Below are 12,089 nucleotides of genomic sequence, written 5' to 3' on the forward strand. Positions count from 1 at the left end.
CGGACATCTCCCCCCCAAGGGGAGAGATTGGACCTCATTTCGGATTTCGCCAATTACTGACGTGGCAAGGCGTGTGCCCCGGTTGAAGCTGCCGATCTCCCCCCTTGAGTGGGAGATGTCCAGCAGGACAGAGGGGAGTGCGGCTTGATACCAGCCTCTGGTCCTTATCATCTTGCAAACGTTCGTGTTCATCAGTCGCTGACGCCAAGACTGGCCGCAGCATTCGATGCCGACGGCTTTGCGCTTGCGGATATCGCCGTCGCCAACGGAAAAATCTCCAGCATTGCAGCACATCAGCGATCCAATGCACCGGCAGGCGCCATCGACCTCGGCGGCCGGATCGTCTTGCCCTGCTTCGTCGACTGCCACACCCATATCGACAAGGGCCATATCTGGCCTCGAAAGCCCAACCCGGACGGCACCTTCATGGGCGCGCTGAACGCAACGGGCGCCGACCGGGCGGCGCGCTGGAGCGCCGACGACGTCGCCCGCCGCATGGATTTTTCGCTGCGCTCGGCCTATGCGCATGGTACCAGGGCACTGCGCACGCATCTCGACAGCGTTGCGCCGCAGGAAGAGATCTCCTGGCCGGTGTTCGAGACGATGCGGGATGAATGGCGCGGCCGCATCGAGCTGCAGGCGGCCTGCCTGCTCGGCATCGAGGGCGTGCGCGACAGGAAATGGTTCGAGAGGCTGGCCAAGCGAGTGGCTGCGGCCAACGGCGTGCTCGGCGTCGTCACCTATATGGTACCGGATCTCGAAGAACTGCTCGACCAGGTATTTGCGCAGGCGATCAAGCACGGCCTCGACCTCGATTTCCATGCCGACGAGACCGACGATATCGCGGCGATCTCGTTGAAGAAAATCGCCGAAGCCGCCCTTTGGAACGGTTTCGAGGGGAACATCCTGGTCGGCCATTGCTGCTCGCTGGCGCGCCAGCCCGATCTCGACGTGCTCGACACGCTAGACAAGGTCGCCAAGGCCGGCTTGGCGGTGGTGTCGCTGCCGATGTGCAATCTCTATCTGCAGGACCGGCGCGGCGACAATACCACGCCGCGCTGGCGCGGGGTGACGTTGCTGCACGAGATGAAGGCGCGCGGCATTGCCGTGGCCGTCGCCTCCGACAATACGCGCGACCCGTTCTACGCCTATGGCGATCTCGACATGCTTGAGGTTTACCGGATGGCGACGCGCATCCTGCATCTCGACCATCCCGTCGCCGACTGGCCGCAAGCGGTGACTTCGACGCCGGCCAAGGTGATGCGGCTCGACGGTTTCGGCACGCTTGCCGCCGGAGCGCCGGCCGATTTCGTCGTCTTCAAGGGGCGGAGCTGGACGGAATTGCTGTCACGGCCCGAATCGGATCGCATCGTTGTACGCGACGGCCTGGCGATCGAGCGCCAGTTGCCCGATTATGCCGAACTCGATGATCTGATGGTGGAATGATGGATATTGCAGCGCTCAAGCGCGACCTGCACGGTTTGAAGATCGACGACCATCCGGCGATCGTCCAGCAGAAGAGCCGCGACTTCTACTGGTACAGCCCGGTGCTGAAGCAGCAGCTCGATCACGTCACCGGCGACCTGATCGTGACGCCGAAAACCGAAGACGAGGTCGTCCGCATTCTCGCCGCCTGTCACCGGCATGGCGTGCCGGTGACGCCGCGCGGCAGCGGTACCGGGAACTACGGCCAAGCGATGCCCTTGTCCGGCGGCGTCGTGCTCAATCTCGCCGAGATGAACGCGGTCAAGACGATCGCCCCCGGCCGTGTCGTCACTGGCCCCGGCGCCGTGCTCGCCGACATCGACAGAGCGACGCGGGCGCATTCCGGCCAGGAGCTCCGCATGTCGCCGTCGACCTACAACACGGCATCGATCGGCGGCTTCGTCGCCGGCGGCTCCGGCGGTATCGGCTCGATCCGCTGGGGCGGACTGCGCGACCTCGGCAATGTCATCCGGCTGAGGACCGTGACGATGGAGGCTGAGCCGCGTGTCATGGAACTCGCCGGCGAGGACGTGCTGAAGGTGATGCATGCCTACGGCACCAACGGCATCATCACTGAAGTCGAGATGCCGCTGACCGCCAGCTATGACTGGATCGACGTCATCGTCGGCTTCGACGATTTCATGGATGCGGCCGGCTTCGGCAACGACCTCGCCATCCAGGACGGCATACTGGCGAAACTGATCACGCCGATCGCAGCACCGATCCCCTACGATTATTTCAAGCGCCACCAGCGGTTTTTCCGGCGCGGCCAAAGCATCGTCGTCCTGATGATCGCACCGCATGCGATGGATGCCTTCCTCGCCTTCACGGCGCGCAGCAAGGGCGAGATCGTCTTCCGCGCGGACAAGGAGGCCGATCTCAAGGGGTTGCCGCCAGCTTATGAGCTGACCTGGAACCACACGACACTGCGTGCCATCCGGGTCGATCCGACGATCACCTACCTGCAGACCCGCTACCCGTCGCCGGACCACCTCGGCCACGTCAAGGCGATGGTCGATCGCTTCGGCGACGAGGTGCCGGCGCATCTCGAATTCATCCGCTTCGACGGCGCCATCGGCATCGCAGGGCTGCCGCTGGTGCGCTTCACCACGGCGGAGCGGCTCGACGAGATCATCCGCATCCACGAGGACAATGGCTGCTGGATCTTCAACCCGCACCGCTACACGCTGGAAGAAGGCGGCATGAAGCGCACCGACGAGGTGCAGCTCGCCTTCAAGCGCGAAACCGACCCGCAAGGGCTGCTCAATCCGGGCAAGATGATCGCCTGGGAAAACCCGGACTATGATTATCGCTCGGGCAAGTCGTTCCTTTTCAAGGGGCTGGAGAACGCGGGTTGAACGTCCTCGTCCTCTACGCTCATCCGGTGGAGACCAGCTTCAATGCCGGCCTGCACCGGACCATCGTCGAGCGCCTGAAGTCGGCCGGCCATCTGGTCGACGACTGCGACCTCTATGCCGAGAATTTCGATCCCAGGCTGACGCGCGCCGAACGGATGTCCTATCACGACGAACGCAGCGACGGCGATCCGGCGTCGCCTTATGTCGAGCGCTTGCTGCGGGCCGAGGCGCTAGTGCTGTCGTTTCCGGTGTGGAACTTCGGCTATCCGGCCATTCTGAAGGGCTTTTTCGATCGCGTCTTCCTGCCCGGCGTGTCGTTCAAGCTGGTCGCCGGCAAGGTGCAGCCGTCACTGCACAATATTCGCAAGGTGGTCGCGGTCACGACCTATGGCGGCAGCCGGTTCCGAGCCATGCTGATGGGTGACCCGCCGCGCAAGCTGGTCAATCGGGTGCTACGTGCGACGATCAAGCCCGGCGGGTCGGTTTCCTACCTTGCGCATTACTCGATGAACCTGTCGACCGAGGGTAGTCGGACGAGGTTCGTGGCGAAAGTCGCGGCCAGGATCGACGCGTTCTGAGGTGCGCTACATCCGCACCCGTTCCGCCTTCGGATCGTACATCGGTTTAAGCGACGCCTCCGCCGCAAAGCGCTCGCCCGCGATCTCGATCTCGTAGGACGACGACAGGACATCCGCCTCGCTCTCGCCCTTGCAAGGCACGTAACCAAGCCCGATAGCGCCGCCGAGATGATGGCCGTAATTGCCCGAGGTAATCGGGCCGACGATCTTGCCGTCGCGCAGGATCGCCTCGTTATGGAAGAGCAGCGGCTCGGTGTCGTTCAGGCGAAACTGCACCAGCCGGCGCGACAGGCCGGTTTCTTTCTTCTTCAGCACCGCATCGCGGCCGAGGAAGTCTCCCTTGGCCGTCTTCACGGCAAAGCCGAGGCCGGCCTCCAGCACATTGTCTTCGTCGGTGATGTCGTGGCCGAAATGCCTGAAGGCCTTTTCGATGCGGCAGGAATCCAATGTGTGCAGGCCGCATAGCTTCAGGCCGACGTCGGCGCCGGCTTCTTCTATCGCCTCGAAGACGTGGGCAGCCTGGTCGGTCGAGACATAAAGCTCCCAGCCGAGCTCGCCGACATAGGTGACGCGGTGGGCGCGGGCCAGCCCCATGCCGATTTCGATCTCCTGAAACGTGCCGAACGGGTTGTTTTCGTTTGAAAAATCGTTGGGGCTCACCCTTTGAATCAGCTTTCTCGCATCCGGGCCCATCAGGCAGAGCACGGCTTCGGCAGCGGTCACATCGGTGATGACGACGAACTCGTCGGCAAGGTGTTTTCGCAGCCAGGCCAGATCGCGCTGCAGCGTCGCACCGGGCACGACGAGGAAGAAGGCTGTTTCAGACAGCCGTGAGACGGTGAGGTCGCTCTCGATGCCACCGCGCTGGTTGAGCATCTGGGTATAGACGATCTTGCCCGGCGCCACATCCATGTCGTTGGCGCAGAGCCTTTGCAGGAAGGCGCAGGCGTCGCGGCCTTCGACGCGGATCTTGCCGAACGAGGTCATGTCGAACAGGCCGACGCCGTTCCTGACTGCCAGATGCTCCTCGCGCTGGTTGTCGAACCAGTTCTGCCGTTTCCAGGAATAGCGGTATTCGCGCTCCTGGCCGGGCCTGGCGAACCAGTTGGCGCGCTCCCAGCCGGCGACCTCGCCGAACACCGCACCGCGCCCCTGCAGATGCTCATGCAGCGGCGAGCGCCTTATGTTCCGCGAAGTCGCCATCTGCCGGTAGGGGAAATGATCGGCGTAGAGCAGGCCGAGCGTTTCGGAGACGCGCTCCTTGAGATACCGGCGGTTCTTCTGGAACGGCTGGGCGCGGCGGATGTCGACCTCCCAGAGATCGAAAGGCGCCTCGCCGTCATTGATCCATTGCGCCAGCGCCATGCCGGCGCCACCGGAGGAGACGATGCCGATCGAATTGTAGCCGGTCGCCATCCAGTAGCCGGAAAGCTCCGGCGCCTCGCCGAGATAGTAGCGATCGTCGGGCGTGAAGCTTTCGGGGCCGTTGAAGAAGGTGTGGATGCCGGCGGTGGCCAGCATCGGCATGCGGTTGACGCCCATTTCGAGGATCGGCTCGAAGTGATCCATGTCCGCGGGCAACTGGTCGAAGCAGAAATCCTCGCTTATGCCGTTCATGCCCCACGGCTTGGCTACCGGTTCGAAGGCGCCGAGCATCATCTTGCCGGCATCTTCCTTGTAGTAGGCGCACTCGTCCGGGACGCGCAGCACCGGCAGGCGGGAAAGCCCGGCGATCGGCTCGGTGACGAGATAGAAATGTTCGCAGGCGTGCAGCGGGATGGTGACGCCGTTCTGGGCGCCAAGCTCGCGTGCCCACATGCCGGCGCAGTTGACGACGATGTCGGTATCGATCGTGCCTTGCTCGTCGCCCTGCGCCCAGGACACCCCGGTGACGCGGCCGGCCCTGGTATGGACCTTGGTCACCTTCACATTCTCGACGATCGTCGCACCACGCTGGCGCGCGCCCTTGGCCAAGGCCATGGCGATGTTGGCGGGGTCGCACTGGCCGTCGAGCGGCAGATGCACGGCGCCGACCACATCGGATACATTGAGATGCGGGTACATCTGCTTGACTTCACGTGGCGAAATCTCGCGCACGTCGACTTCGAAGGCGCGGGCGAGAGACGCCTGCCGATAGATCTCGTGCTTGCGCTCCTCGGTCAGCGCCACGGTGATCGAGCCGACCTGGCGCATGCCGGTGCCGACATCGGTCTCGGCCTCGAGCTTGACGTAGAGGTCGGCCGAATATTTCGCCAGCCGCGTCATATTCTGCGAGCCGCGCAATTGGCCGATCAGGCCGGCAGCGTGCCATGTCGTGCCTGACGTCAGCTGCTTGCGCTCGAGCAGCACGATATCGGTCCAGCCGAGTTTGGCCAGATGGTAGGCGATCGAACAACCGGAGACGCCGCCGCCGATGATAACCGCCCTTGCTTTGGGAGGAATAGCCTTGGTCGGAATGGTTTTGGTGGGCGGGGCGCTCATGCGGCCTCACGGCGATAGCTGGATGCGAAGCGGCGCAGGCGTGTGGCAGCCTCCATCAGCACCGGCTCAGGCTGGCAGAGGCTGAAGCGGATGTGGCCTGCTGCGGCCGCGCCGAAGCTCGAGCCGGGCATGACGCCGACCTTCTCCTGGTCGAGGAAAGCCCAGGCGAATTTTTCGTCGTCCGGCTCAATCGCCGATATGTCGAGCATCACATACATGCCGCCTTCGGAGCCGCGCACGGTGACGTTGTTCATCCCGCGCATGGCATCGAGAACGACGGCGCGCCTCGCGGCATAGCGCTCGGCGATCTCCTCGACGCCGTAGCCGTTTTCGAGCGCCTCGGCGCAGGCGAGGCTGATGAAGGCTGGCAGGCCGTAGGTCATCACCAGATTGAGGTCGGTCAGCAGCGAGATCATCTCCTCGGGCCCGGTCAGCCAGCCCATGCGCCAGCCGGTCATGCCGTGGCTCTTGGACATCGAATTGATGACTAGCGTGCGTTCCGTCATGCCAGGCAGCGAGCGTGGTGAGACGTGCTCGCCGCCGCCGAGCGTCCAGTAGACCTCGTCCGACAGGAGCCAGAGGTCATGCTCGCGGCAGATCTGCGCCAGCTCTTCCAGGCGCTCGCGCGAATAGACGGCGCCCGTGGGATTGTTCGGCGTGTTGATCAGGATGGCGCGGGTGTTCGGCCGAAGGGCGGCGCGGATGTCGGCGGCGCGCGGCTGAAAGCTGTCTTCCGCGGGGGTCTCGACGACGCTGAACTCGGCGCCCGCCGCACTGAAGGTATTCGGATAGGTGGCGTAATAGGGCGCAACGACGATGGCATGGTCGCCCTGGTCGAGAACCGCTTGAATTGCCGCGTAAAGCGCGGCCTGCCCCCCCGGCGTGGCGATGACCTGGTCGGGGCTGGTCGCAACCCCGGTGCACTGCGTCGAGGCCGCCGCCATCGCCTTGCGCAGGCGTGGAACGCCGGCAAGCGGGGTGTAGTGGTGATTGCTGGCGCGGACGGCCGTCACACAGGCTTCGATCGTCTCGCCCGGCGTGTCGAAATCATGGTCGCCGACCGACAGCATGATGATGTCCTCGCCAGCCTGCTTGCGCGCCCAGGCAGCGGAATGAACCTCCCAGCCATCCTTGCCCGAAGGCACGATGCCGGAAATGCGCGATGATGGCCTCGGCATTATGCTACTCCCGAAATTTCGTAGCCGGCCTGTTCGAGCCGGTCGCGCAGCGCGGCGATGTGGGCCCGTCCGACTTCGCAGCAGCCGCCGACGATGCCGGCGCCAGCCTCGACCCAGCCGATCGCCTGGCCGGCATAGGCATCCGGATCGAGGTCGTGGCGGGCGTGCAGCACTTCCACTGTGCCGCCATGCTTGAGTGCCTCGACCGAGGTGAAGCCGTTGGCATAGGCGCCGACCGGCCCGCCGAGGGCGATCAGTTCGGGGAGCGCTGCAGCGATCGCCTCGGGCCGGCAGCAATTGATCAGCCGGGCCGTGACGGGCAGGCCGTCGAGAGCGCTTGCCGCCGCCGCAATGGCTTCGCCGCTGCGCAGGCGCGGTGCGCCGTGGTCGGCGAGCGTCCACGACACCCATACAGGCTTGCCGCTTTCCGACGCTGCGGTGACGGCGGCGCGCGCCTCTTCGGCCGACGCCATGGTTTCGCACAGAAACAGATCGACGCCGTCCGCCTGCTCGGCAACGATACGGCGATAGACGTCGAGCGTATCCTGGAAGGATATCGTCAGCGCTGGCGCATAGCTGCCGAACAGCGGCGACAGGCAGCCGGCGATCGCCGCGTCGCCGGCCTGGTCGCGTGCTTGCCTTGCCAGTTCTATGCCGAGCTTCTGCAACGGCTTGAACAGCTCTTCCGCGCCTTCGCGCGCCAGCCGCTCCGGCGTTGCGGAATAAGTGTTGATGGTGATGACGCGGGCGCCGGCGCGGATAAATTCGGCATGCAGGTCGCGCACCAGATCCGGTTCGTCGATGAGCACCCTGGCCGACCACAGCGGCGTCGGCTCGGAGCTGCTGCGGCGGACCAGCTCTTGGCCCATGCCGCCATCGGTGAGGATCACTTTCTTCATGCTCTGAGCCTCTCGTTCTTTGGATCCCATAACGGCTCATCCTCCTGCACGACCGCCCGAAAACGTTCGCCGAAGATCTCGACCTCGACCGCCGTTCCCGGCTCGGTCAGGTCGGCGCGCAGCATGCCGAGCGCGATCGATTTGTCGATACGATGACCCCAGCCGCCGGACGTCGTCTCGCCGACGATCCGGCCGTCACGCCACAGCGTCGACATATAAGGCGCATCGCAGTCACCGGGGTTTTCGACGACAAGCGTGACGAAGCGTTTCTTGACGCCCTGCTGCTTCTCGTTCTGCAGCGCTGCCTTGCCGCGGAAGTCAGTCTTGTCCCATTTGACGAAGCGCTCCAGCCCGCCCTGCAGGATCGAATAGGCGGTCGACAGGTCGCCCTTCCAGGTGCGGTAACCTTTTTCGAGCCGCAGCGAATCCAGCGCGTACATGCCGAACGGTTTCAGGCCGTGCTTCCGGCCAGCTGCCCAGACGGTGTCGAAGATCGCTGCGGTATCATCGATCTTGCTGTGGATTTCCCAGCCGAGCTCGCCCGCGAAGGACACGCGCACCAGCTTTGCCCAACGTCCGGCGATACTGGTCTCCTGATGCGTCAGCCAGGGCAGGGTGAGGTCGGCCGCGCAGAGTTCGGCCAGGATTTTTCGCGAGTTGGGGCCGGCGAGGATCTGGGTAGAGTATTCCTCCGTCCGGTCGGTCAGCTTGAATGTGGCGTCCTTTGGGATGCGCGATTTCAGCCATTCGAAATCATGCCACTGAGCCACCGCGGCGGTGATCAGCGTCATCAGGTTCTCGTCGTGCCGGACCACCGACATTTCGGTGACGATGCGGCCCTTGTCGTCGGCAAAATAGACGAGGCCGATGCGGCCGGGTTTCGGCACCAGGCCTGTGACCTGGAGGCTGAGCCATTCGGCCGCACCTGGACCATCGAGATTGAAACGGGAAAAGCCCGGCAGGTCCAGAATGCCGGCGGCATCGCGGACGGCGAGGCATTCTTGGCGCACACGATGCTGCCACGGCCCGTCGCGGCGGAAAGTCAGCGTGGATTCTTCGGCGACGTCGTCGCCGGGCTGCGCATACCAGGTGGCGCGTTCCCAGCCATTATAAGCATCGAACTGGGCGCCGAGTGCCTTGATGCGGCCGTGGAGCGGCGACAGCTTGCGGTCGCGTCCGGCCGGCCAGGCATGGCGCGGGAACTGGATGGCGTATTCGTTGCCGTAGATTTCCATGCCCTTGGCAACGCAATAATCCGGAGCCGAGGCGAAGGCGGTGAAACGGCGCGGATCGCAGGACCACATATCCCATTCGGTCTGGCCCTCGGTCACCCATTCGGCCAGCACCTTGCCGGCGCCGCCGCCCTGGGCGATGCCGAAGGTGAAGACGCAGGCCTCGAAGGCATTGGGCACGCCGGGCATCGGCCCGATCAGCGGGTTGCCGTCCGGAGCGTAGGGGATCGGCCCGTTGATGACCTTGGATAGGCCGGCGGTGCCGAGGATCGGAACGCGGGCGACAGCATCGGCCAGGTAATCTTCCAGCCGATCGAGATCGTCGGGAAACAGCTGGAACGAAAAGTCGTCGGGCATCGGGTCGTTGTGGCCGACCCAGTGGGCGCGGCAATTGCGCTCATAAGGGCCGAGATTCATGCCGTTCTTTTCCTGGCGCAGATAATAGGACGTATCGACGTCGCGCAGCAGCGGCAGCTTCTTGCCCTGTTCCTTCGACCACGCCGCCAGTTCGGGGATTTCCTCGAACAGGATATATTGATGGCTCATCACCATCATCGGCACCTCGCGGCCGAACATCCTGCCGATCTCGGCGGCGCGGTATCCGGCGGCGTTGACGACGATCTCGCAGCGGATCTCGCCTTGCGCCGTCTCGACCACCCACTCGTCGTTTTCTCGGCGCACGCCGGTGACCGGGCAGAAGCGGATGATCTTCGCGCCCATGTCGCGGGCACCTTTAGCCAGCGCCTGGGTCAATTGCGCCGGGTCGATGTCGCCGTCATTCGGATCGTAGAGCGCGCCTTTCAGCTCATGCGTCTCGATGAAGGGGTAACGACGCTTGATCTCGTCGAGCCCGACGACATCGATGTCCATGCCCTGGTAGCGGCCCATGCCCTTGGCGCGCTGGAATTCCTGCATGCGCTCCGCGCTATGGGCTAGCCTGAGCGAGCCGGTGACGTGGTAGTTCATTGGATAGCCGACCTCGTCGCCCAGCCGGCGATAGAGTTCGGTCGAATATCGCTGCATGTTCATCAGCGACCATGACGAGGAGAAAGTCGGCACGTTGCCGGCGGCATGCCAGGTCGAGCCGGAAGTCAGCTCGTTCTTCTCCAGAAGCACGCAGTCGATCCAGCCCGCTTTGGCGAGATGATAGAGCGAGGAGGCGCCGACGACACCGCCTCCGATGATCACAACGCGTGCCGTGGTCGGCAAACCGGCCATGTTCTTCTCCGACTATTTGTTTTGATGCATGTCGTTGTCCCAAACCGCCACGCACTTTTGGGCGACATGCATTCGTTCAGTAGACAGGCGGCGAAACCACCCAGATGACGACAGCCGGCTCGGCTCCAGGATTGCGCCAGCGGAACGGCTTGCCGTCGAAGCGGAAGGAGTCGCCTTCGCCAAGCCGGTGCCAGACGCCAGCAATTTCGATGTCGAAGCTGCCGGAAGCGACGTAGCCGGCTTCCTCGGTCGGCCGGCGCGCCTCGGTCTTCATCTCGGCACCCGGGGCGAAGGCCGAACGCAGCATCTCGAAGCTACCGCCGAGATCTGGCGACAGCAGCTCCTCCACCAGGCCGGAATCGCTTGTGCCAAGCACGCGTCGGCTGCCGGCGCGCACGACCACGCCGCGCTCGGTCTCGACAGGCACGTCATGGCTGAAGAACAGGCTGACCGGCACGCCGAACAATTCGGCGAAGGCTCTGAGGTCGCCGAGCGACGGGATCGACAGGCCGCGCTCGACCTGGCTGACCCAGCCGACGGAGCGGCCGAGCTTGAGGCCGGTCTCGGCAAGCGTCAGTCCGCGCGCCTTGCGCAACGCGCGGATGTCGCCGGCCAGCAGCCGTTCGCCGCTGTCTTGTTCCGATCTGGCCGCGGTTGAGGGCAAAGCTGTCCCTGTTTCGGTGAAAAATTCCCAGCAAATTTCATGTGACGGCACGTTTGTGAAAAAATCAAGAGGATTTTCATGCGCCCACAAGATTTACTTGCGCCATTTTGACGGTTCGGGCAAAGGCTCGGCGCACGAGCGGCGAGTGGGGCGTCCGGTCGAGGCGGATAGGCTTATCGGGCGTTCAAAAAGACGCGCAAGGATGCTCCATCACTTCTAGTCGGCGCATGATCCTTCCGGAGAATCGGGTTCGGGATCATACGCAAAGGGACGGCCATGCTGGAAAACAACTCCCGGATTGCGGCGGCGATCGTCGATGACGCGATCACCTCGCGCCGATCGGTACGCGCCTTCTTGCCCGATATGATCGACGACGAGACCATCCGCGATATTCTCGCCGTTGCCGCGCGCGCGCCCTCAGGCACCAACATGCAGCCCTGGAAGGTCTATGTGACCAAGGGCGAGGTCAAGCAGCGCATCACCGATGCCATCCTCAGCTCGGGCATCCGCGCCGAAAAGGCGGAGTGGGACGAATATCGCTATTATCCCGACCAATTCTTCGAACCCTATCTGACGCGGCGGCGGGCCAACGGCTTCGGTCTCTACGGCGTGCTCGGCATCGGCCGGCGCGAGGTCGACAGGATGCGCGCGCAGCACGACCGCAACTTCATCTTCTTCGATGCGCCGGTCGGCATGATCTTCACCGTCGACCGGCGGCTGAACAAGGGGTCGTGGATCGACTACGGCATGTTCCTCCAAAACATCATGGTCGCGGCGCGGGGCAGGGGCCTGCACACCTGTCCGCAAGCTGCCTTCGCGCCCTATCACCGGCAGATCAGGCCGGTGCTCAACATTCCCGACGAGGAGATCGTCGTCTGCGGCATGGCGCTCGGCCATGAGGACACGTCCAAGCCCGAAAACGCATTCCGCACCGACCGCGCGCCGCTGGAAGAGTGGGTGACGTTCGCCAGCTAACGTGGCGACGCGCCGCCTGAG

General features: G+C 64.1%; 9 protein-coding genes. 4 read left to right on the forward strand and 5 right to left on the reverse strand.

Annotation, left to right across the window (positions count from 1 at the left end; translation table 11 throughout):
- Positions 1 to 144: 144 nt before the first annotated feature.
- Genes NKI79_RS02495 through NKI79_RS02505 form a run of 3 tightly spaced genes read left to right on the forward strand, consistent with a single transcriptional unit; the run spans position 145 to position 3,421 of the window.
- Positions 145 to 1,446, forward strand: coding sequence for a cytosine deaminase (locus tag NKI79_RS02495; protein WP_352799661.1), 1,302 nt, complete (start codon positions 145 to 147; stop codon positions 1,444 to 1,446).
- Entirely contained in the window at positions 1,443 to 2,843 is a 1,401-nt protein-coding gene (locus NKI79_RS02500) for an FAD-binding oxidoreductase (protein WP_502909783.1), read from the forward strand. The genes NKI79_RS02495 and NKI79_RS02500 overlap by 4 nt, the downstream gene beginning before the upstream one ends.
- Positions 2,840 to 3,421, forward strand: coding sequence for an NAD(P)H-dependent oxidoreductase (locus NKI79_RS02505; RefSeq protein ID WP_352799662.1), 582 nt, complete (start codon positions 2,840 to 2,842; stop codon positions 3,419 to 3,421). The genes NKI79_RS02500 and NKI79_RS02505 overlap by 4 nt, the downstream gene beginning before the upstream one ends.
- A 6-nt stretch (positions 3,422 to 3,427) precedes the next feature.
- Here NKI79_RS02505 and NKI79_RS02510 read toward each other — a convergent pair whose 3' ends face one another.
- The 5 genes from NKI79_RS02510 to NKI79_RS02530 all read right to left on the reverse strand — a co-directional run bounded on the left by NKI79_RS02510 (position 3,428) and on the right by NKI79_RS02530 (position 11,093).
- Positions 3,428 to 5,902, reverse strand: a complete 2,475-nt coding sequence (locus tag NKI79_RS02510) for a GcvT family protein (RefSeq protein WP_352799664.1) — start codon at positions 5,900 to 5,902, stop codon at positions 3,428 to 3,430.
- Positions 5,899 to 7,080: a pyridoxal phosphate-dependent aminotransferase gene (locus NKI79_RS02515; protein ID WP_352799665.1), complete on the reverse strand. Its 1,182-nt coding sequence runs from the start codon at positions 7,078 to 7,080 to the stop codon at positions 5,899 to 5,901. Before NKI79_RS02515 ends, NKI79_RS02510 begins: the two co-directional genes overlap by 4 nt.
- On the reverse strand, positions 7,080 to 7,979 hold the full coding sequence (locus NKI79_RS02520) for a homocysteine S-methyltransferase family protein (protein ID WP_352799667.1): 900 nt from the start codon (positions 7,977 to 7,979) through the stop codon (positions 7,080 to 7,082). Before NKI79_RS02520 ends, NKI79_RS02515 begins: the two co-directional genes overlap by 1 nt.
- Entirely contained in the window at positions 7,976 to 10,429 is a 2,454-nt protein-coding gene (locus tag NKI79_RS02525; protein ID WP_352799668.1) for a GcvT family protein, read from the reverse strand. The genes NKI79_RS02520 and NKI79_RS02525 overlap by 4 nt, the downstream gene beginning before the upstream one ends.
- Before the next feature lie 76 nt (positions 10,430 to 10,505).
- Positions 10,506 to 11,093, reverse strand: a complete 588-nt coding sequence (locus NKI79_RS02530) for a helix-turn-helix domain-containing protein (protein WP_352799670.1) — start codon at positions 11,091 to 11,093, stop codon at positions 10,506 to 10,508.
- A gap of 276 nt (positions 11,094 to 11,369) precedes the next feature.
- Between NKI79_RS02530 and NKI79_RS02535 the strand changes: the two genes are divergently transcribed.
- A complete protein-coding gene (locus NKI79_RS02535) occupies positions 11,370 to 12,068 on the forward strand; it encodes a nitroreductase (RefSeq protein ID WP_352799671.1) in 699 nt (232 codons plus the stop codon).
- Positions 12,069 to 12,089: the final 21 nt, after the last annotated feature.

This window comes from Mesorhizobium sp. M0340, assembly GCF_040321535.1.
Taxonomy (GTDB): Bacteria; Pseudomonadota; Alphaproteobacteria; order Rhizobiales; family Rhizobiaceae; genus Mesorhizobium.

Excerpts from the sequence above, each read along its gene's own strand:
- NKI79_RS02500 (WP_502909783.1), top strand. The coding sequence starts at position 1,443 with ATGATGGATATTGCAGCGCTCAAGCGCGACCTGCACGGTTTGAAGATC.
- NKI79_RS02510 (WP_352799664.1), bottom strand. The coding sequence starts at position 5,902 with ATGAGCGCCCCGCCCACCAAAACCATTCCGACCAAGGCTATTCCTCCC.
- NKI79_RS02515 (WP_352799665.1), bottom strand. The coding sequence starts at position 7,080 with ATGCCGAGGCCATCATCGCGCATTTCCGGCATCGTGCCTTCGGGCAAG.
- NKI79_RS02520 (WP_352799667.1), bottom strand. The coding sequence starts at position 7,979 with ATGAAGAAAGTGATCCTCACCGATGGCGGCATGGGCCAAGAGCTGGTC.
- NKI79_RS02525 (WP_352799668.1), bottom strand. The coding sequence starts at position 10,429 with ATGGCCGGTTTGCCGACCACGGCACGCGTTGTGATCATCGGAGGCGGT.
- NKI79_RS02535 (WP_352799671.1), top strand. The coding sequence starts at position 11,370 with ATGCTGGAAAACAACTCCCGGATTGCGGCGGCGATCGTCGATGACGCG.